The sequence below is a fragment of the Cellulomonas sp. Root485 genome, assembly GCF_001426705.1.
GTDB lineage: Bacteria > Actinomycetota > Actinomycetes > Actinomycetales > Cellulomonadaceae > Cellulomonas.
The window spans coordinates 278,251-297,887 of sequence record NZ_LMFC01000001.1 but is presented as its reverse complement, the minus strand read 5'-3'; the positions used below and the strand labels follow the sequence as shown (position 1 = coordinate 297,887).

At 72.4% G+C, this 19,637-nt stretch carries 18 protein-coding genes and 1 tRNA gene; 7 read left to right on the top strand and 12 right to left on the bottom strand.

Going from position 1 to position 19,637, the window contains the following annotated elements; genetic code table 11:
- Nucleotides 1–20: 20 nt before the first annotated feature.
- Together ASD16_RS01435 and ASD16_RS01430 are read right to left on the bottom strand one after the other, a co-directional pair.
- Complete coding sequence (locus tag ASD16_RS01435) at nt 21–839, bottom strand: ABC transporter permease (protein WP_055912094.1); 819 nt, start codon at nt 837–839, stop codon at nt 21–23.
- The gene (locus ASD16_RS01430; protein ID WP_055912092.1) at nt 836–1,720 is read right to left on the bottom strand and encodes an ABC transporter ATP-binding protein; all 885 of its coding nucleotides are present in this window, start codon (nt 1,718–1,720) and stop codon (nt 836–838) included. The genes ASD16_RS01435 and ASD16_RS01430 overlap by 4 nt, the downstream gene beginning before the upstream one ends.
- Nucleotides 1,721–1,799: 79 nt before the next feature.
- Here ASD16_RS01430 and ASD16_RS01425 point away from each other — a divergent pair, with 79 nt between their 5' ends.
- Entirely contained in the window at nt 1,800–2,000 is a 201-nt protein-coding gene (locus ASD16_RS01425) for a helix-turn-helix domain-containing protein (RefSeq protein WP_055912090.1), read from the top strand.
- Between the two features lie 9 nt (nt 2,001–2,009).
- On the top strand, nt 2,010–2,468 hold the full coding sequence (locus tag ASD16_RS01420; RefSeq protein ID WP_055912088.1) for a Clp protease N-terminal domain-containing protein: 459 nt from the start codon (nt 2,010–2,012) through the stop codon (nt 2,466–2,468).
- A gap of 41 nt (nt 2,469–2,509) precedes the next feature.
- Here the strand turns inward: ASD16_RS01420 and ASD16_RS01415 are convergent.
- Nucleotides 2,510–2,591, bottom strand: a tRNA-Tyr gene (locus ASD16_RS01415).
- A 151-nt stretch (nt 2,592–2,742) separates the two neighbouring features.
- Here ASD16_RS01415 and ASD16_RS01410 point away from each other — a divergent pair.
- Complete coding sequence (locus ASD16_RS01410) at nt 2,743–3,249, top strand: YajQ family cyclic di-GMP-binding protein (RefSeq protein ID WP_055912086.1); 507 nt, start codon at nt 2,743–2,745, stop codon at nt 3,247–3,249.
- 9 nt (nt 3,250–3,258) lie between these two features.
- Here the strand turns inward: ASD16_RS01410 and ASD16_RS01405 are convergent, their stop codons facing one another.
- Together ASD16_RS01405 and htpX are read right to left on the bottom strand one after the other, a co-directional pair.
- The gene (locus ASD16_RS01405; protein WP_055912084.1) at nt 3,259–4,602 is read right to left on the bottom strand and encodes a low temperature requirement protein A; all 1,344 of its coding nucleotides are present in this window, start codon (nt 4,600–4,602) and stop codon (nt 3,259–3,261) included.
- 127 nt (nt 4,603–4,729) lie between these two features.
- On the bottom strand, nt 4,730–5,614 hold the full coding sequence (gene htpX / locus ASD16_RS01400) for a zinc metalloprotease HtpX (protein WP_055912082.1): 885 nt from the start codon (nt 5,612–5,614) through the stop codon (nt 4,730–4,732).
- Nucleotides 5,615–5,719: 105 nt separating this feature from the next.
- Here htpX and ASD16_RS01395 point away from each other — a divergent pair, with 105 nt between their 5' ends.
- Genes ASD16_RS01395 through ASD16_RS01385 form a run of 3 tightly spaced genes read left to right on the top strand, consistent with a single transcriptional unit; the run spans nt 5,720 to nt 8,204 of the window.
- The gene (locus tag ASD16_RS01395; RefSeq protein WP_055912080.1) at nt 5,720–6,559 is read left to right on the top strand and encodes an ABC transporter substrate-binding protein; all 840 of its coding nucleotides are present in this window, start codon (nt 5,720–5,722) and stop codon (nt 6,557–6,559) included.
- A complete protein-coding gene (locus ASD16_RS01390; protein ID WP_235523068.1) occupies nt 6,556–7,422 on the top strand; it encodes an amino acid ABC transporter permease in 867 nt (288 codons plus the stop codon). The genes ASD16_RS01395 and ASD16_RS01390 overlap by 4 nt, the downstream gene beginning before the upstream one ends.
- Nucleotides 7,419–8,204 (top strand): amino acid ABC transporter ATP-binding protein, encoded by a 786-nt coding sequence (locus ASD16_RS01385; RefSeq protein ID WP_055915543.1) that lies wholly within the window; start codon nt 7,419–7,421, stop codon nt 8,202–8,204. Before ASD16_RS01390 ends, ASD16_RS01385 begins: the two co-directional genes overlap by 4 nt.
- A 45-nt stretch (nt 8,205–8,249) precedes the next feature.
- Here ASD16_RS01385 and ASD16_RS01380 read toward each other — a convergent pair whose 3' ends face one another.
- The gene (locus ASD16_RS01380; protein WP_055912076.1) at nt 8,250–9,623 is read right to left on the bottom strand and encodes an FAD-dependent oxidoreductase; all 1,374 of its coding nucleotides are present in this window, start codon (nt 9,621–9,623) and stop codon (nt 8,250–8,252) included.
- Nucleotides 9,624–9,894: 271 nt separating this feature from the next.
- Nucleotides 9,895–11,682 carry a carbohydrate-binding module family 20 domain-containing protein gene (locus ASD16_RS01375; RefSeq protein WP_055915541.1) on the bottom strand — a complete coding sequence of 596 codons (1,788 nt, stop codon included), beginning with the start codon at nt 11,680–11,682 and terminating at the stop codon, nt 9,895–9,897.
- Nucleotides 11,683–11,984: 302 nt separating this feature from the next.
- On the opposite strand from ASD16_RS01375, the gene rarD reads away from it, so the two are divergent.
- A complete protein-coding gene (rarD, locus tag ASD16_RS01370; RefSeq protein ID WP_055912074.1) occupies nt 11,985–12,941 on the top strand; it encodes an EamA family transporter RarD in 957 nt (318 codons plus the stop codon).
- Here the strand turns inward: rarD and ASD16_RS01365 are convergent.
- From ASD16_RS01365 to ASD16_RS01345, 5 genes are all read right to left on the bottom strand, one after another.
- A complete protein-coding gene (locus ASD16_RS01365) occupies nt 12,928–13,662 on the bottom strand; it encodes a PP2C family serine/threonine-protein phosphatase (RefSeq protein WP_055912072.1) in 735 nt (244 codons plus the stop codon). The genes rarD and ASD16_RS01365 overlap by 14 nt on opposite strands.
- Before the next feature lie 113 nt (nt 13,663–13,775).
- Nucleotides 13,776–15,248 (bottom strand): RDD family protein, encoded by a 1,473-nt coding sequence (locus ASD16_RS01360; RefSeq protein ID WP_055912070.1) that lies wholly within the window; start codon nt 15,246–15,248, stop codon nt 13,776–13,778.
- A gap of 106 nt (nt 15,249–15,354) precedes the next feature.
- Nucleotides 15,355–16,362 (bottom strand): polyprenyl synthetase family protein, encoded by a 1,008-nt coding sequence (locus ASD16_RS01355; RefSeq protein ID WP_055912068.1) that lies wholly within the window; start codon nt 16,360–16,362, stop codon nt 15,355–15,357.
- A 46-nt stretch (nt 16,363–16,408) separates the two neighbouring features.
- Nucleotides 16,409–18,094 carry an NADH-quinone oxidoreductase subunit NuoN gene (gene nuoN, locus ASD16_RS01350; RefSeq protein WP_055912066.1) on the bottom strand — a complete coding sequence of 562 codons (1,686 nt, stop codon included), beginning with the start codon at nt 18,092–18,094 and terminating at the stop codon, nt 16,409–16,411.
- Nucleotides 18,091–19,626, bottom strand: coding sequence for an NADH-quinone oxidoreductase subunit M (locus ASD16_RS01345; RefSeq protein ID WP_055912064.1), 1,536 nt, complete (start codon nt 19,624–19,626; stop codon nt 18,091–18,093). The genes nuoN and ASD16_RS01345 overlap by 4 nt, the downstream gene beginning before the upstream one ends.
- Nucleotides 19,627–19,637: the final 11 nt, after the last annotated feature.

Here is a 19,637-nt window from a genome sequence, read left to right as displayed (position 1 = left end):
GCCAGGCCGCGCCCACAGCCCTAGCCGACGCGCTGCAGCGCCCGGTCCCGCCGCGCCGCGACGCTCGACCCCGACTCCTTGCGCGCCATGCGCCGCAGCACGACGGGCGCGAGGACGACGCCGACCAGCGCCCACGCGCCGAGCACCGCAGCGGTCTCCAGCGGGCGCCACGACCCGCCGAGCTCCGCGACGGCTGCCGCGTCCGGGAGGAAGGCGGCGCGCATCCCGAGGCCGAGCCAGTAGACCGGGAACACCTGGGCCACCGCCTGCCACCCGGCCGCGAGCGCGGTGAGCGGGACGAAGATCCCGGAGATCGCGATGAGTCCCACGACGGGCAGCGAGACGTACCCGGCGCTGCGCGGGCTCCGCACGAGCGCACCGAGCACGAGGCCGAGCGACTGGGTCGCGACGAGACCCAGCAGGAGCACCCACGTGAACGTCACCCAGTCGACGCTCCGGAGGTCGACGCCGTCGATCAGCAGCGCTCCCCCGGCCACGACGACGCCGACGTACAGCCCGACCGTCCCGGAGACCGTGACCAGCTTCCCGACGAGGTAGCCGGTGATCCCGCCGGGCACGGCCCGTGCGCGGAGCACGGTCCCGTCCTCCCGGTCGGCGCTGAGGTACTGGACGTCCAGCAGCATGCCGAGGGCGACGAACATCCCCACGACGCCCGGCAGCGCGTACGCACCCAGGCTCTGGCCGGCGCCGAGGTCCCGGTGCTGCAGCAGCGCGAGGGCGACGAGCGTCACGACGGGCCACAGCAGGTGGCCGACGAGGTCCGGGCCGGTGAGCGACTGCCGCAGCTCGATGGCGCCGCGCGCGAGCCCGGGCCTCATGACGCCACCCGCTGTCCCGACTCGGCCTGCCGCACGAGCGCCAGGTACGCGTCCTCGAGCGACGCGCGCCGGATCTCCAGGTCGGCGAGGTCCTCGCCGTGCACGGCGAAGAGGTCACGCGCGAACGCGGTGGAGTGCGGTGTCGACCGCACGAACCGTTCGCCGCCCACCGACCAGCGCACCTCGTCGTCGCGCGCGAGGCGGTGCGCCAGGTCGGCCGCGGTGCCGTCGGCCACGATGCGCCCGCCGTCCAGCACGAGGATGCGGTCCGCGAGGGTCTCGGCCTCCGCGAGGTCGTGGGTGGTGAGCAGGACCGTCGTGCCGTGATCGCGCACGAGCCGTCGCACCAGGTCGTGGAACTCCCGACGAGCCTCCGGGTCGAACCCGGCCGTCGGCTCGTCGAGGAAGAGCACCTCGGGGCGGCCCACCGCGCCGACCGCGACGTCGAGCCGGCGGCGCTGGCCACCGGACAGTCGTCGCACCTCCTGGTCGGCCTGGTCGGTGAGCCCGACGGCGGCCATCAGGTCGTCCACGTCCCAGGGGCGCGCGGTGTCCGGCGTCGAGTACGGCGCGTAGTACGACCCCAGGTGCGCGAGGATCTCGCGCACCCGCCACCGGCCGTGGTCGCGCCACGACTGCAGGACGATGCCGACGCGGGCACGCCACTGCTCCGTCCCGTGCGCGGGGTCGACGCCCAGCACCGCCACGCGGCCTGCCGAACGCCTCCGGAAGCCTTCGAGGATCTCGATCGTCGTCGTCTTGCCGGCGCCGTTCGGTCCGAGCAGCGCCACCACCCGCCCGCGCTCCATACCGAAGGACACGTCGTCCAGCACGTCCCGGGACCCGTACCGCATGCGCAGTCCCTCGACCTCCACCACCATCACCGGCTCCGTCCGTCAGTCTGGCCTGACGTGTCAGTCTGGATTGACACGTCGCCTTCTGTCAATCCAAACTGACACCATGGCCGACGACCTCTCCGCCCAGCTCCGCACGACCGACCCCGCCGTCGGGCTGCGGGCCGTCGGCGCGCTGCGGCGCCTCGCGGAGCAGGTGGAGGCACAGCAGGTCGCCCTCGCCCGGGAGCAGGGCTGGTCCTGGGAGCAGATCGGCGACGCCCTCGGGGTGGCCCGCCAGTCGGTGCACGCCAAGTACGGGAAGTAGGGATCCTCCGTGTTCGATCGACTCACGCCCGCTGCACGGTCGGTGGTCGCCGCCGGCGACGACGAGGCCGCCCTCCGCGGGGACCGGCGCGTCGGCACCGACCACCTGCTCCTCGGCCTGCTGCACGACCCGACGACCGCCGAGCTCGTGGGCGTCGACCTCGACACCGCGAGGTCGCAGCTGCGCACGCTCGACCGGACCGCGCTCGCGGCCATCGGCATCACGAGCCCCGACCTCGACGGGACCGTCGCGATCAGCCGGCGCAGCGCCCGGCAGCCGACGTCAGGGTTCCGCGCGGTCCTGCCGCTCGCCTACACGATGGCGGCCACCGAGAAGTCCCGCCGCGTCACCCCGCGGCACCTGCTCCTCGCGCTGCTGACCCGAGACGAGCCCGACCCGGCGGCGACGCTCCTGCGCGCACTCGGCATCCCGCCCGCGGACGTGCGCGCCCGCACGGCCCGGACATGACACGACCCCGGACCGCGCAGGTCCGGGGTCGTGTCGCAACGTGGCGGGTGAGGGATTCGAACCCCCGTAGGCGTTGCCAGCTGATTTACAGTCAGCCCCCTTTGGCCACTCGGGTAACCCGCCGGGGATGCCTGCCGAACGAGAGGACGCCCCAGGGGCGAACGCGCGTGCAGCGTGCGGGTGGAAGGATAGCAACACCCGGGCGGTGCTAGCGAAACAGGCGCCTGCCCCCGAGCGACCAGCCTGCGGCATCGCGGGCAGCAGGAGGAATGCCATGGCGAGCGAAGCCTCGTTCGACGTCGTCAGCAAGGTCGACCGCCAGGAGGTGGACAACGCCCTCAACCAGGCCAGCAAGGAGATCGCCCAGCGGTACGACTTCAAGGGCGTGGGCGCGTCGATCGCGTGGAGCGGCGAGAAGATCCTCATGATCGCCAACTCCTCGGAGCGGGTGCTCGCCGTCCTCGACGTGTTCCAGACCAAGCTGATCCGGCGGGGCATCTCGCTGAAGTCGCTGGACACCGGGGGCGACGACGGTCCCGAGCCCAAGCCGTCCGGCAAGGAGTACCGCCTCGAGGCCCTCATCAAAGAGGGCCTGAGCAGCGAGACCGCCAAGAAGGTGGCCAAGATCGTGCGCGACGAGGGGCCCAAGGGCATCAAGACGCAGATCCAGGGCGACGAGCTGCGCGTGACCGGCAAGAGCCGCGACGACCTGCAGGCCGTGATCGCACTGCTCAAGGGCGCCGACGTCGACGCCGACCTGCAGTTCACCAACTACCGCTGATCCACTCGGTCAGGCGGCCGTCGGGGCTCCCGCGGCCGCCTGCTCGTGCAGCTGACGTTCCACGACGCGCAGGGTGTGCGGATACCCGACGATCTCGTGCCCGACGACCTCCACGACCACGCTGCAGGCGACGAGCGCGACGATCGCGATCAGTGCGCTCAGTGCCGACGCACTCTCGGAGTCGAACGGCACGTCCTGGCCGACGGCCGCCGCGACGACGACTGCGGCGGCCAGCGGCACGAGGGAGACGAGCAGCAGCGGGACGTGGGTCAGGTCGTAGGACCGCACGAGGACGCTCCACAGGACGAAGATCAGCAGGAGCACGCACGCGACCGGCAGGGCGAGCGCCAGGGTGATCTGCATCAGGGTCAGCTCGCCCCCTTCCAGGCCGTCCGCTGCCACGCGCAGTCCGGAGCCGACCGCGGGGATCGCCGCGAAGAGGAGCAGATGGGTGTACCTCCACGCGAAGACGCGTGCGGGCCAGAGGCGCAGCAGCACCCGGGACGGGACGAGGAAGTATGCCCACCAGAGGCCGGCCGCCAGGACGAGGCCGGACGTGGCGATGACGACCGCGCCGAGCGACCACCCTTGGTCCTGGGTGAGGACGCCGACGGTGCGGGTGGTGGCGAAGACGATCTCGCCGAGGGTGATCAGCGTGAGCAGGCCGAACCTCTCGGCGATGTGGCCGGCATCCCACGGCGTCCAGCCCAGCACGTTCTCGATCACCACGCGGGCGGTCATCTCGGCCGCGACCAGGAGGACGAGCGCGACCACCGCGGCCGTCGTGGGCATCGGGATCACAGCGGTCAGCAGCCACCCGAGCTGCGCCACCGTGATGGTGATCGCGTAGGCGCACGTGGTCCGACGGTGGTCGGGATCGTGCGCCGCCGCCCGCAGCCAGAGGGCGATCAGCGGCACCCGCATGACCAGGTAGCCGACGACCAGCAGCAGGTTGTTCGGGCTGTGCCCCTCGACGGCGTCCTCGAAGCTCTGCGGCAGGCCGAACACCAGGATCAGCGCGCCGACCATCTGCACGAACGTGGCGACGCGGAACAGCGCGTCGTCGTTACCGTACGCGGACGTGTACCAGGTGAAGTTCAGCCAGGCCCACCCGACCGCGAAGATCGCGAAGAGGTAGGCCCCGACGCCGGCCCCGACGTGACCGCCCGCCACCGCGGCGGCGAGCTCCTCCGCCGCCGCTCCGAACGCGATCACGTACGTGAGGTCGTACAGCAGCTCCAACGGCGTGGCCCGCCGCTCCTCCCCCGGGGCGACGATCGCGGTCAGCGGCCGCACCCGGTGCCGCAGCTCGTGCCGCAGCTCTGCTCGCAGCTCCTCGTCGTGCTCGCTCATACCCGCGCACCCCGTCCGCCTCGGTCCCGACCGCCGACGACGACCAGGTCGACCGCGCACGAGTCTGATGCATCACGACGGCGCTGGTCGCCCGGCAGGCCTGGCTCGACGTGGTCGCGCGCTGACCTCAGTAGCGGGAGATGCCGTCCTGCGGGCCGGCCTGGGCCTGCAGGCGGGCGATGCGGTCGGCCATCGGGGGGTGCGTCGAGAACAGCCGGGCCAGGCCCGCGCCGCGGAACGGGTTCGCGATCATCAGGTGGGACACGTCGACCAGCTCGCGGTCCTGCGGCAGCGGTCGCGCCCTGGTGCCCTGCTCGAGCTTGCGCAGCGCGGAGGCCAGCGCGAGCGGGTCGCCGGTGAGGCGGGCACCGTCCTCGTCCGCGTCGAACTCGCGGGTGCGGGTGATGGCGAGCTGGACCATCATCGCGGCGAGCGGCGCGAGGAGCGCGAGGAGCAGGCCGGCCAGCGGGTTGCCCCCGCGGTCGCGGTCGCTGCCGCCGCCGAAGAAGAGCGCGAACTGCGCGAGCGAGGTGATCACCCCGGCGACGGCCGCGGCCACCGAGGACGTGAGGATGTCGCGGTTGTAGACGTGCATGAGCTCGTGACCGAGGACGCCGCGCAGCTCGCGCTCGTCGAGGATCTGCAGGATCCCCTCGGTGCAGCAGACCGCGGCGTTCTTCGGGTTGCGGCCGGTGGCGAAGGCGTTGGGCGCGGCCGTCGGCGAGATGTAGAGACGCGGCATCGGCTGGCGGGCGGCCGTGGAGAGCTCGCGCACGATCCGGTACATGGCCGGCTGCTCGATCTCGCTGACCGGCCGGGCCTTCATCGCGCGGATCGCGATCTTGTCGGAGTTCCAGTAGCTGAAGGCCGTCATCACGAGGCCGAGGACCGTGAACAGGAGCAGGAACTTCGGGGTACCGCGACCGAGCAACCACCCGATGCCGAGGAGGACGGCCCACATCACGCCGAACAACGCGGCGGTCTTCAGACCGTTGTAGTGCCGGTGACCCATGGTTGCTCTCTCTCCTGACTCGGTGCACCCGTGGAACGCTCGCGGTCGTGACGAGGTTCCCTCGTATCCTGTGCCAGACGTTCCCACGACACCCCGGAGCACGCCGTGCGCACAGCCCGCTGGACCACTCTCGCCGCCATCGCCGCCCTGGCGCTCGCCGCCTGCGCACCGACGGAGGACGCGGGCTCGTCCGACGCCGCGACGGACGGCTCGCTGGCCACGATCAAGGACGGCGTCCTGACGATCGCCACGTCCGACCCCGCGTACGAGCCGTGGGTCGTCGACAGCGACCCGACCAACGGCGAGGGCTTCGAGTCCGCCGTGGCGTACGCGGTGGCCGACCAGCTGGGCTTCGACAAGGACCACGTCGAGTGGACCGTCGCCAGCTTCGACCAGATCATCGCGCCGGGCGCGAAGGACTTCGACTTCGCGATCAACCAGGTGTCGATCAGCGACGAGCGCAAGGCCAACCTCGACTTCTCGTCGCCGTACTACACGACCTCGCAGGCCGTCGTGACGCTGGAGGGGTCGGCCGGCGCGGACGCATCGACGCTCGCGGACCTGAAGGGCCTGAAGATCGGCGCGATGGTGGGCACGACGAGCCTGACCGCGGCCCAGGAGACCATCGACCCGACCACCCCGGTGTCGCCGTTCAACGACAACGACCAGGTCAAGCAGGCGCTGACCTCGGGGCTCGTCGACGCGATCGTCGTGGACCTGCCGACCGCGCTCTACATCACCGCGGCGGAGCTCGACGGCGGGGTCCTGCTGGGCCAGCTGCCGGACAGCGCCGGTGGTGACGAGTTCGGGCTCGTGCTGGACAAGGGCAGCGCCCTGACCGGCCCGGTCACCGACGCGGTCGACGCCCTGGACGAGGACGGCACCCTGGGCGACCTCGAGGCGAAGTGGCTCACCGACGCCGCGGGTGCACCGGTCCTCCAGTGAGCTGGGTCCCGTCCGAGCGCCAGCAGGAGCGGGACGCCTACCGCCGCAGCCGTGCCCACAGGTCCACCGCGGTGGCCGTCGTGTCGACGATCGCCCTGGTCGCCGTCGCGGTCCTCGCCCTGACGTCCTCGCCCGGGTGGCCGCGGGTCAAGGCGTCCTTCTTCGACTGGGAGGTCGCGCAGGAGTCGTTCCCCGCGATCCTGCAGGGGCTGTGGCTGAACATCCGGGTCATGGCGGTCAGCGCGGTCCTCATCGTGATCGTCGCGATGGGACTGGCGCTGGCCCGCACCCTGCGCGGTCCGGTGTTCTTCCCCGTCCGGGCGCTGGCCACCGGGTACGTCGACGTGTTCCGTGGGCTGCCCCTGATCCTCGTGCTGCTGCTCGTCGGGTTCGGGCTGCCCGGCCTGCGGCTGCAGGGCATCCCGACGTCGGCTGTGGCGCTGGGCACGCTCGCGCTCGTGCTCACCTACTCGGCGTACGTCGCGGAGGTGTTCCGCGCCGGGATCGAGTCGGTGCACCCCTCCCAGGTCGCCGCCGCGCGCTCGCTCGGGCTGACCCGGGCGCAGGCGATGCAGCACGTGGTGCTCCCCCAGGCGGTCCGCAGAGTCGTCCCGCCGCTCCTGAACGACCTGGTCGCCCTGTCCAAGGACTCCGGCCTCATCTCGATCCTCGGAGCCATCGACGCCGTGCGCGCCGCGCAGATCGAGACCGCGCGCTACGCCAACTTCACGCCGTACGTCGTCGCCGGGGTGCTGTTCGTGGCGCTGACCATCCCCCTGACGCGGTTCACGGACGTGCTGGCGCGACGTTCCGGATGGGTCGGCGCGCAGAGCTCGCTGGCCGGCGGCGGGGCGCTGCGATGAGCCCGGGACCCCTGCGCGACCCGGGTCTGCGGCACCCGCCGACCCTCGAGAGCCCGCTGCTGTCCGTGCGCGGGGTCCGCAAGGCGTTCGGCGACCACGTCGTGCTCGACGACCTCTCCCTCGACGTGTACGCCCACAAGGTCGTCGTCCTCATCGGCGCCTCCGGCTCGGGCAAGTCGACCCTGCTGCGGTGCATCGACCTGCTCGAGGACGTCGACGACGGCGTGATCGAGCTCGAGGGGCAGGACATCACCGACCCGCGGCTCGACGCCAACGCGATCCGGGCCCGGATCGGCATGGTGTTCCAGGCGTACAACCTCTTCCCCCACCTGCGCGTGATCGACAACGTGACCCTGGCCCCGCGGCTGGTGCACAAGACGTCGCCCGCGCAGGCCGAGGAAGAGGCGCTGGCCGTGCTCGACCGGGTCGGGCTCGCCGCCAAGGCGCAGGCCTTCCCCGACGAGCTGTCCGGCGGGCAGCAGCAGCGCGTCGCGATCGCCCGCGCGCTCGTCGCCAAGCCCGCCGTCATGCTGCTCGACGAGGTGACCAGCGCCCTGGACCCGGAGCTCGTCGGCGAGGTCCTCTCCCTGCTGACCGAGCTCAAGGCGACCGGGCTGACGATGGTCGTCGCCACCCACGAGATGGGCTTCGCCCGCGAGGTCGCCGACGAGGTCTGCTTCCTGCACGAGGGCCGGGTGCACGAGCGCGGGACGCCCGCGCAGGTGCTGGAGAACCCGCGCGAGGAGCGCACGCGCGAGTTCCTCCGCCGCATCACGGGCTGAGCCCGCCCGGCTGGTGCCGGACGGGCTCAGAGGTCGTGCGGTCGGTCAGCTGCGGCCCAGCGAGACCGAGACCATCTCGTCGCGCGGGACGAGCTTCACGCGCTCGCGGCCGTGCGGCTCGCCCAGCGAGCGCTCGTAGGCGTCGAGGAGCTCCCAGCCCTGCCACGTGATGACGTCCACGCCGCGGCCGTGCAGGAACTCGGTGACGGCCTCGGGGTCGCGGTCGGTGGCCGTGTAGAACGCCTCGCCGCCCTCGGCCACGTCCTCGCCGAGGTGCCGGATGGTCTCCGACGCGTCCGACTTGGTGTGCCCGATGAGGCCGACCGGGCCGCGCTTGATCCAGCCCGTCGCGTAGACGCCCGGCAGCTGCTCGCCGTCGACGTCGACCACGCGGCCCTCACGGTTGGGGATCACGCCTGCGACGTCGTCGAACGGGATGTCCACCAGCGGCGAGCCGAAGTAGCCGACCGCGCGGTAGACGGCCTGCACGGGCCAGTCGTGCGTCTGACCGGTGCCGGTGACGTTGCCGTCGCCGTTCAGCGCGGTGCGCTCGGTGCGGACGCCGACGACGTGCCCGTCCTCGCCGAGGATCTCGACCGGCTTGTGCAGGAAGTGCAGGTGGATGCGCCGGCTCGCGGTGTTCTCCTCCGGCTCCTTCAGCGTCCAGTCCGTCAGGGTCTTGACGACCTGCTTGGTCTGGTTGGACGAGTGGATGGCTGCCATCGAGCCCTCGTCGAAGTCGAAGTCCTCGGGGTAGACGATGACGTCGACGTCCGGGACGTGCCCCAGCTCGCGCAGCTCGAGCGGCGAGAACTTGACCTGGGCCGGGCCGCGGCGCGCGAACAGGTGCACGTCGGTGACGGGCGAGGCCTTGAGGATCTCGTAGACGTTGGCCGGCACCTCGGTGGGAAGCAGGTCGTCGGCGTGCTTGGCCAGGATGCGGGCCACGTCGAGCGCCACGTTGCCCGCGCCGAGGACGGCGACGTGCTGGGCGTTCAGCGGCCACGTGCGCGGGACGTCCGGGTGCCCGTCGTACCAGGACACGAAGTCGGCGGCGCCGTAGGAGCCCTCGAGGTCGATGCCCGGGACCGGCAGCGCGGCGTCGCGGATGGAGCCCGTGGAGAAGATGACCGCGTCGTAGAACTGGCGCAGGTCGTCCAGCTTGAGGTCGGTGCCGTAGTCGACGTTGGCGAGCAGCCGGATGTCGCCGCGCTCCAGCACCTTCTGCAGGGCGACGATGATCTGCTTGATGCGCGGGTGGTCCGGCGCGACGCCGTAGCGCACGAGGCCGAACGGCGCGGGCAGGCGCTCGAAGAGGTCGATGCTGACGTCGAGGTCGGTCTTCGACAGGATGTCGGCGGCGTAGATGCCGGCCGGGCCTGCGCCGACGACGGCCACTCGCAGAGTCGGGGTGCTCACGGGACGCGGGTGCCTTCCGATCAGGGGAGCCCTGCGGGAGGTGAAACACGCCGGGTGCGGGCACGACCGACGGCACCGTGCAGGACTGTGCTCAGGGCCAGTGTAGGACCGGCGGCGAGGCGCACCTTCGTCGCGCGCCAGCATCTGGACACCCGTGAGACGCGCGGAGGGGTGGCGCCGCACACCTCCACGCGCTCGACGCCACCCCCGTCCGCGGGGTCCATGGCGCCGTCCGCCTGGACGGACGGCGCCACACTCATGCAAGAACCTCCTAGCTGCGCCAGGTGTCGGTCAGGGTGAGGACCCCGCTGGCCGGCACCGTCGCGGTGCGGTTGGACCCGGACTCCCAGGTCACCGCACCGTTCGACTCCTTGCGCACGTACTTGTACTGGACGACCGTGCCGGCCGGCAGGGTCACGTTCGCCCGCCAGACCGGGTAGGTGGCCGACGACAGCGCGATCGCGCCCGCCGGGTTCCAGCTGCCCAGCTCCGCGCGATCTCCGACGACGTAGATGTTCTGACCCCACGAGGTGGTCGCGTTGACCCCGAACGAGATCTGCGAGACCCCTGTCGGACTCGGTGTCGGCGTCGCCGTGCCTCCCGCGAGCTGTCCGACGTGCAGAGCGACCGACCCGTTGGCCGGGACCGTGAACGTCGCCGAGCCACCCGAGGCCACGGTGACCGTGGTGCCCGAGCACCCGCCGCTCGTCGTCGCGCCGCTGATGACGTCGCAGTACCGACCCGCGGGGAGCGACGTCTGGAAGGTGCGCTGGAGTGCCGAGCCGTCGCGGTTGATCGCCACGTACCCGAGCGACCCCCGCCCGTACGCCAGCCGGCCGCCGTCGCTCCAGACGTTCGTCAGGGCCGCGGTGCCGACGGCGTTGCGGAAGCCGACCATGTGCGCGGTCTCGTTCCAGCGGTGCGCGCACGTCCAGGTGCCCTGCCCGCAGACCGCGTCGTTCACCTTGCCGTTGCTCTGCTGCGGCGCCCCGGCGTCGTTGTTGCTGAACGCGTAGCCGGAGTAGACCGTCGGCCAGCCGTACGGGTAGCTCAGCGCGAACACGTTGGCCAGGCGGTAGTCGGAGCCGTTCTTGTAGCTCAGCGTCTCGCCGTTGCGCTCCGTGTCGTGGTTGTCGACGAACACCGCGGCCTTGCCGGTCGGCAGCAGCCAGGACTGGTCCTTCAGGCCGCCGAGCGAGGACAGGTTCCCGCTCTGGAAGACCGACTTGAGGTTCCGGGAGTAGTTGAACTCGTTGGAGTCGCCCGAGCCGAAGTACTCCGCGGGCTGGATCGGCTCACCACCGCCGGCGATCACCTCGTGCTCGATGTAGACGCTCTGGTCGGTCAGCTTGCCCCGGATCGCCTCCAGGTCGCCCGCGGCGATGTGCTTGGACGCGTCGACCCGGAAGCCGCGGACGCCCAGCGAGATGAGGTCGTTGAGGTAGGCCGCGATCTCCGAGCGCACGTAGTCGCTCCCGGTGTCGAGGTCCTGCAGGCTCACCAGCCGGCAGTTCTGCACCTGCCAGCGGTCGTTGTAGCTGCTGATGTTCGTCTTGCAGCTGTGGAAGTCCTGCGGGCCGTAGCCGCCCTCCGGGCCGGGGTAGCGCTCCTCGGAGTACGGCGTGCCCGCCCAGCCGGTGCCCGCGCTGGTCTGGCCCGACATGTGGTTGACGACGACGTCCGTGATGACCGAGACACCGGCGGCGCGGCAGGTGTCGATCATCGCCTTGTACTCGGCGCGGGTGCCCAGCTTGGACGCGACCTTGTAGCTGACCGGCTGGTAGGACGTCCACCACTGGCCGGCGAGCACCACGTGCTCGTTGGGCGGGGACGTCTGCACGTAGCCGTACCCGGCCGGACCGAGCTGGGTGGTGCACTCCTGCGCGATCGAGTTCCAGGTCCACTGGAAGAGGTTCGCGGCGGGTCGCATCGTGGCGGGCGCGGCGGTGGCGCTCTGGGCGGCGGTCAGCCCGGCGGCGGTCAGTCCGGCCAGGGACAGGACCGCGGCGAGCAGGGCGCCGAGCGCGGCTCGGCGTGGGCGGGCGGTTGGGGTCGACACGTGGTGCACTCCTCGCGGTGGGGCCGACGTCGTCGTCGGGCCGCTCGCGGCCGTCGCATCGTCGCGACGACCGGCCTGCATCCGCACGACGCACACCGGGTGGTGGCGGCGCGCGGTCCTGCGGGTGGAACCGGCGGACCGGCCCCGGAGGAGGTGTGCCGACCGTCGGGTTCCCCGGCGGAGGGCGCGCTGCACCGGCGCCACAGGACCTGAAACGGGCCCTGCAACACTGGTGAAAGTTGCTGCAACCGGACACTAGGGGAGGCGCCACCCGTCGTCAACCGGGACCTTAGGCTCGTCGGGTGCCCGACTCCCCCGCCGCCGTCCGCCCGGTCTCCGCACCCCTCGACCCGCTCGGCCTCGCGACGGGCATCGGCGCGTACGTCCTGTGGGGCGTGCTCCCGCTGTACTTCCCGCTGCTGCAGCCGGCCGGTGCGGTCGAGATCATCGCGCACCGCGTCGTCTGGTCCCTGCTGTTCTGCTTCGTCCTGCTCGCCGCCACGCGGACCTGGGGCGCGTTCGTCACCGCGCTGCGCCACCGCCGCACGCTCGGGGCCCTGTCGGTCGCCGCGGTGCTCCTGGCCGTCAACTGGCTGGTCTTCGTGTTCGGCATCCTCACCGACCGCGTCGTCGACGCCGCCCTCGGGTACTACATCAACCCGCTGGTCACCGTCACGCTCGCCGTCGTCGTCCTGCGCGAGCGGCTGCGGCCCGTGCAGTGGGTGGCCCTCGGGTTCGGCGCCGCAGCCGTCGTCGTCATCACCGCCGGCTACGGACAGCTGCCCTGGATCGCCCTGGTGCTCGCGCTGAGCTTCGGGTTCTATGGCCTCATCAAGAACCGGGTCGGCCGCACCGTAGGAGCCGTGCCCGGGCTCGCCGTCGAGACCCTCGTCCTCGCCCCGGTGGCCCTCGCGTACCTGGTCTGGATGAGCGTCATCGGGCAGGGGACGTTCGAGACCGAGGGGGCCGCGCACGCCCTGATCCTCGCGTCGTCCGGCATCGTCACCGCCATCCCGCTGCTGCTCTTCAACTCCGCCGCACGTCGCCTGCCCCTGTCCATGCTCGGGCTGCTCCAGTACATCGCCCCGACGCTCCAGCTCCTCATCGGCGTGCTCGTCCTGCACGAGCAGATGCCCGCCGCCCGCTGGTGGGGGTTCGCCCTGGTGTGGACCGCGCTCGGCATCCTCACCGTCGACGGCGTCCGCACCAGCCGGGCCCAGCGGCTCAGCCGGCGCGCGTCCGCCGTCAGCGCGCGATGAGCGTGGCGTCCAGGACGATCGCCGTCACGTTGTCGTGACCGCCCGCGGCGAGCGCCGCCGCGACCAGGCGGTCCGCCGCGGCCTGCGCCTCGTCCTCGGCCCGCAGCTCGGCCTGGATGCGGGCGTCCGACAGCTCGTCGGTGAGCCCGTCCGAGCACAGCAGCATGCGGTCCCCCGGGCTCACCGGCAGCAGCCAGACGTCCGGCTCCACCTCGGACGCGCCGCCCCCGAGCACCCGCGTCACCACGTTCCGGCGCGGGTGGTGCGGTGCGTCGGCCGCCGCCACGAGGCCCCGCTCGACCAGCTCCGCGACCTCCGAGTGGTCCCGCGTCACCTGCTCGAGCACGCCGCCGGCCATCCGGTAGGTCCGCGAGTCGCCCACGTTCAGCACCAGCCAGCACGGGGTCTCGCCGTGCGACGTGACCACGACCCCCGTCACCGTGGTGCCGGGCCGGCGACCCGTGACCGCCGGCAGGTCCCGCACCGCCGCGTGCGCAGCCCGGACCGACGACCGGACGTCCGCGGGGGTCGGCGTCCCGGCACCCAGCCCGCGCAAGGCGTCGATGGCGGTCCTGCTCGCCACCTCGCCCGCCTCGTGGCCGCCCATGCCGTCCGCGACGAGGTACAGCCCGTCGTCCACGGAGACGCTGTCCTCGTTGCGCTGACGCTGGGCCTTCTCCGTGGCGACGCCGACACGGAGGATCACGCGAGAGTCGGTCATCGCGTGGTGCTCCGGTGCGTCATCGGCGTCCTTCGGGTGCGTCGGCGTGGGGGGCCGCTCGACGTGAGTCGACGGTCAGCATAGCCAGTGCGACCGGGCGCGACGCCACCGGGCTACCGCTGCGTGACCTGCACCGTTCGCCGGCCGAACCGGACAGTCCACCCGGGCGCGACCGTGGCCCGCGAACCCGCCACCAGCGCCGCCGACCGGCCGTCCGGACCGACGACGACCGTGCCGTTGGTCGAGCCGCGGTCCATCACCCAGAGCCGGCCGTCGGGCTCCAGCCCGAACGCCAGGTGCACCTTCGAGATCGACCGCTCCGGGTCGTCGATCGCCACCACGTGGTCCGCGCTCGGCTCCGGGCCGGGGTTGCGCCCGACCAGGCCGTCGCCCGTGACGTCGACCTGCTCGCCGGTGTCGAAGAGGAGGCGCAGACCCGTGGTCCCCGCACGTCCCGGCCCGGGCTCGCGCAGGCGTGTGTGCTCCAGCTCGGGGTCGACGGTCCCGCGCGGGGCCTCGGGCACGTCGGGAAGCAGGTCGTCGAGGCTCGGCGCCCGGCCGCGGCGTGTCCGCGTGGGAGCCGGCGTCGCGCCCACCGGGGTGTCGATCACCGGGGGCTGCGGGCCGGCGGCGTGAGGCTGCTCCACGGCTCCGTGGTCCGGCACGGGCCGGATCATCGGCGGCAGCGGGTCGGCTACCTGCGCGGGCTCGACGGCTCCGCGCTCCGGCAGGGCCCGGATCAGGGGAAGCGGGTCGGCTGCGTGCGCGGCCTCGGCGGCTCCGCCGTCCGGCATGGCCTGGATCATCGGCGCGGGCGGGGCGGCGTCCGTCTGCGGGAGATCGGGGAGGCTCCACGTCGGCACGGCGGCCGGCGCGACGGGTTCCGGCGCGGGTGCGGGTGCGAGGGGTGCGGCAGCGAAGACCGGGACGAGGGGGATCAGGCCGCCGGGGTCGCCGCTCGGCAGTCGGGAAGCGTCGACCGGTGCGGCGGGCGCCTGGACGGGCTCCTCCACGCGCGGGACGGCCGTGCTCCGTGACGCCGGGGCTGCGGTCGCACGCCCGGACGACCGTCGGACCGCGTCCGCGCGCAGGACCACCGTCCCCGCCGCCTTGTCGTGCCAGCCGCGCTGCGCAGGCGTGCGGTCCCACGCGCCCGACCCGACGACCACCCACTGGCCGAGGCCACAGACGAGCGCCCCGAGACCGATCACGACGTTGCGCACCAGCACGGCCAGCAGTCCCGGCGGGCCACCGGTCGACGCCGAGAGGGTGCGGATACCGGTGAGCGCGTTGCCGACCGTCGCACCCGAGCGGGCCTCCGCGATCCACTGACCGACCCCGACGCCGACCGCGAGCAGCAGGGGCAGGGCCCGGAGCGGCGCGGCGGCGGACGAGCCCGCTGCCGCGACCACGCCGTACCCGATGCCGACGGCGACCAGAACGAGGAGGGAGTCGAGCGCGAACGCGGCGACGCGGCGGCCCACCGGGGCGACGGAACCGGCTGCCACGGGGAACGACGAGGACGCCACGGCAGCCCGACGCGCGGTCGGAGCCGGCAGGGGCGACTCGTTCTCGGCTGTGCTCACAGGTTCCTCCGTGTACGGACTCGGGCATGCCCGCGCGTCATGGTGCCAGATGCGGCACCGGCGACGCGCCCGCGTTCACCCGAGGGGAAGCACGCGAGGGCGCGGCTCAGGCCGCCCGGTCCACGAGGGCGTCCGCGAACGAGACCAGCGCGTCCTTCACGGGTCCGGCAGGCAGCGGGTCGAGCTCACGGACGGCCGCCTGGGCGAGCGCGACGGCCCGTGCCCGGGTGTCCGCCACGACGGGGTGCACCCGCAGGGCGGCGACCGCGGCGGCCAGGTCGTCGTCGCTCGACAGGTCCCCGTCGAGCAGCGCGACCAGACGACGGTCCTCGTCGGAGGAGCCCTCCAGCGCGGCACGGGCGCGCAGGAGGAGCGCCGGCATCGTCGGCACACGCTCCCGCAGGTCCGTACCCGGCGTCTTGCCGGTCACGTCGCCGTCCGAGGTGAGGTCGATGACGTCGTCCGCCAGCTGGAACGCGACGCCGATCTTCTCCCCGAAGCCCGTCACGGTGGCGACGACGTCGGGCCGGCAGCCCGCGAACATGGCCCCGAACCGGGCCGACGTGGCGATGAGGGACGCCGTCTTGTCCGCGAGGACCTGCAGGTAGTGGGCCACCCGGTCGTCCTCCGGCCGGGGGCCGACGGTCTCGTGCAGCTGCCCCAGGCACAGTCGCTCGAACGTCGCGGCCTGGATCCGGACCGCGTCCGGCCCGAGGCCCGCGACCGTCGCCGATGCCCGCGCGAAGAGCAGGTCCCCGGTGAGGATGGCGACCGAGTTGCCCCACACCTCATGGGCTGCCGGGGCCCCGCGACGCAGCGGCGCCGAGTCCATGACGTCGTCGTGGTACAGCGTGGCCAGGTGCGTGAGCTCGACGACGACCGCGGCGTCGACGACCTCCCGGCGCGACCCGTCCCCCAGCTCGGCCGCCAGGAGGGTCAGCAGCGGGCGCAGCCGCTTGCCGCCCGCGTTGACCAGGTGCCGCGACGCATCGTCGGCCAGCGGGTCCACGTTGGCCACGGCGTCCCGCAGACGCTCCTCGACCAGCGCGAGCCGCACGGCCAACCGGTCGGCCAGATCAGGATCGGCCAGCGGGAAGGTCGTCGACGAAGTCACGGCTAGAACCTATCCCGGCCAGGCGATCCCGCCCGACAGGAGTGCGTCACGGCAGGAACGTCGCCACGGATGCGATGAGGTCGAGCACGGGCGACGGGAACACGCCGAGCACGACGGTCACCAGCGCACAGGCGGCGATCGCGACCACGGCGAACCCCTCGGTCCCGATGACCGTCGTCGTGACGGTCGAGCGCGCCTGGACGGCCACCGCTGCGTCGCCTGCCAGTGCGAAGCCCTCCGCCGAGGGCGCCAGGGCGGCGGCCGCGGTGGGCTCGCCGTCGGCGCCCGCGGGCTCCGTGAAGAACATCAGCACGATGATCCGCACGTAGAAGAACACCGCGACGGACGACGCCAGCACGCCGATGAGCGCCAGCGGCCAGGCGCCACCCTCGACCGCGGCGGAGAACACGGAGAACTTCCCCGCGAAGCCGGCGGTCAGCGGGATGCCCGCGAACGAGAGCAGGAACAGCCCGAACGTGAGGGCGAGCAGCGGGTGCGTCCTGCCGAGCCCGGCCCACTGGGACAGGTGGGTGGCCTCGCCGAGGATCGAGCTGGTCCCGTCGGCGCCGTCGTGCCCACCGGCGCGCTCCCGCACCAGCCAGACGATCCCGAACGCCCCGACGGTCGCCGCACCGTAGACCAGCAGGTAGAACAGCACCGCGACGATGCCCGCCTCGTTCAGCGCGATGATGCCCGTGAGGATGAACCCGGCGTGCGCGATCGAGGAGTAGCCGAGCACGCGCTTCATGTCCGTCTGGACCAGCGCTGCCACCGTGCCGACGACCATCGTGAGGATCGCCACGGTCCACAGCAGGACGCCGAGGTCCCACGCGAGACCGGGCAGCATCGTGTAGACGATCCGCAGCAGCGCGCCGAACGCCGCCGCCTTGGTGCACGCCGCCATGAACCCGGTGATCGGGGTCGGGGCACCCTGGTAGACGTCGGGCGTCCACGTGTGGAACGGCACCGCGCCGACCTTGAACAGCAGGCCGGACAGGATCAGCACCGAGCCGACGAGCAGCAGGCTGTCCAGACCGCCCGGGATCTGCGTGGCCTCCGAGATCTCCGAGTACCGCAGCGAACCCGAGTAGCCGTAGACCAGCGCGATGCCGAAAAGCAGCAGCGCCGAGGAGAACGCCCCGAGCAGGAAGTACTTCATCGACGCCTCCTGCGAGAGCAGGCGCCGGCGACGGGCCATGCCCGTGAGCAGGTACAGCGGGAGGGAGAGCACCTCGAGCGCGACGAACAGCGTCAGCAGGTCGCCCGTGGCGGGGAAGATCAGCATGCCGCCGGTGGCGAACAGCACCAGGGGGTAGATCTCGGTCTGCTGCACGCCCTTGCGGCGCGCGAGCTCCTCGTAGTCGGAGCCCGGCACGGCGGCGGCGTTGGGCGCGAAGGCGTCCTCCCCGGTCTCCGTCCGGTCCGCGATGATCATCAGCGAGATCAGCGCCAGCAGCGCGATGGTGGCCTGCAGGACGAGGGTGGGCCCGTCGACCAGCAGCGAACCACCGAGCACGACCGTGCCACCGGTCTCCTCCACGCCGCTCCACAGCGCCGCGACCGCGATGATGGCGCCGGCCAGCGCGGCGACCGCGAGGGTCAGCTGCACGGTGCGGCGGGGCCGGGCGGGGACGAACGCCTCGACGAGCACGCCGACCACGGCGGCGAGCAGCACGATGATGACCGGGCTCAGTGCGGCCCAGTCGACCGTCGGCGCGACGAACTCGGTCACTGGTCGCTCCCTTCCTCAGAGCCTGCGTTGGCGGGCACGTCCTGGACCCCCACCTGCTCGAGCGTCACGCTCGCCGGCGGGCGGACCAGGTCCAGAGCCGGACCGGGGACGAACCCGAACACGATCATCAGGGCGAGCAGCGGCGCGACGACCCACCGCTCGCGGGTTCCCGCGTCGACCATGCCGGCCAGCTCGGGCCGCTCCGGGCCGGTGAACATGCGCTGGTAGGTCCACAGCACGTAGATCGCGGCGAGGACCACGCCGAGGGTGGAGACGACCGCGGCGGCCGGGTGCCGCGCGAACGTGCCGACGATCACCAGGAACTCGCTGATGAAGGTGGACAGGCCGGGCAGCGACAGCGCGGACAGGCCCGCGACCAGGAAGGTCCCCGCGAGCACCGGAACGATCTTCTGCAGCCCACCGAAGTCGGCGATCTGCTGCGAGCCGCGCCGCGCGACGAGGAACCCGGCGATCAGGAACAGCGCGGCGGTCGAGAGCCCGTGGTTGACCATGTAGAACGACGAGCCCGCGACCGACGTCGACGTGAACGCGAAGATGCCCAGCACGATGAACCCGAAGTGCGACACCGACGTGTAGGCGATGAGCCGCATGAGGTCCTTCTGCCCGATGGCGAGCAGCGCCCCGTACAGGATCGACACGACGGCGAGCACGATGACGACCGGCGCCGCCCACCGGGACGCGTTCGGGAACAGCGGCAGGCACAGCGTGAGCATCCCGAAGGTGCCCACCTTGTCCAGCACACCGACCAGCAGCGTCGAGGTCCCCGCGGGCGCCTGCTGCGCGGCGTCGGGCAGCCAGGTGTGCACCGGGAACATCGGCGCCTTGATGGCGAACGCCAGGAAGAACGCGCAGAACATGAGCTTCTCGGCCGTCGGGTCCAACGTGAGGCCCGTGAGGTTCTCCGTGAGGAAGCCCTGCGGCCCGCCCGGACCCTGCAGGTACAGGGCGATGACGGCGACCAGCATGATCAGTCCACCGGTCAGCGAGTAGAGCAGGAACTTGACGGCCGCGTAGCGCCGCTGAGCCCCGCCGAACAGGCCGATCATGAAGTAGACCGGGATGAGCATGGCCTCGAACAGGACGTAGAAGAAGAACACGTCCCGGGCCGCGAACACGGCGACGATGAACGCCTCGAGGAGCAGGACGAGCGCGAGGTACCGGCGCAGCTGGTCGGAGGCCACCGTGAGGCTGCCCTGCTCGCGCCAGGCGGCCAGGACCACCACCGGCACGATCAGGACCGACATGAGCACGAGGATCAGGCCCACGCCGTCGACGCCGACCGCGTAGGACACCCCGAACGCCGGGATCCAGCCGTGCACCTCGAGGAGCTGGACCGCTCCGGCGTCGGCGACGTCGAACGCCGTCAGCGCCGCGATGCCGAGCACCAGCTCGAGCAGGGAGACGCCGAGCGCGACGGCTCGGGCGCGTCCGGCAGGGACCACCCACAGCGCCACCGCACCCAGCAGGGGCACGACGATCAGGGCGGTCAGCCAGGGGAAGGAGGACGACATCACTCAGTGCT

Coding starts and splice junctions, on each gene's coding strand:
- htpX (WP_055912082.1), bottom strand. CDS start 5,614: ATGGGTCACCGGCACTACAACGGTCTGAAGACCGCCGCGTTGTTCGGC.
- ASD16_RS01385 (WP_055915543.1), top strand. CDS start 7,419: ATGAGCCCGGGACCCCTGCGCGACCCGGGTCTGCGGCACCCGCCGACC.
- ASD16_RS01345 (WP_055912064.1), bottom strand. CDS start 19,626: ATGTCGTCCTCCTTCCCCTGGCTGACCGCCCTGATCGTCGTGCCCCTG.
- ASD16_RS01435 (WP_055912094.1), bottom strand. CDS start 839: ATGAGGCCCGGGCTCGCGCGCGGCGCCATCGAGCTGCGGCAGTCGCTC.
- ASD16_RS01365 (WP_055912072.1), bottom strand. CDS start 13,662: ATGACCGACTCTCGCGTGATCCTCCGTGTCGGCGTCGCCACGGAGAAG.
- ASD16_RS01410 (WP_055912086.1), top strand. CDS start 2,743: ATGGCGAGCGAAGCCTCGTTCGACGTCGTCAGCAAGGTCGACCGCCAG.
- ASD16_RS01425 (WP_055912090.1), top strand. CDS start 1,800: ATGGCCGACGACCTCTCCGCCCAGCTCCGCACGACCGACCCCGCCGTC.
- ASD16_RS01430 (WP_055912092.1), bottom strand. CDS start 1,720: ATGGTGGTGGAGGTCGAGGGACTGCGCATGCGGTACGGGTCCCGGGAC.
- ASD16_RS01405 (WP_055912084.1), bottom strand. CDS start 4,602: ATGAGCGAGCACGACGAGGAGCTGCGAGCAGAGCTGCGGCACGAGCTG.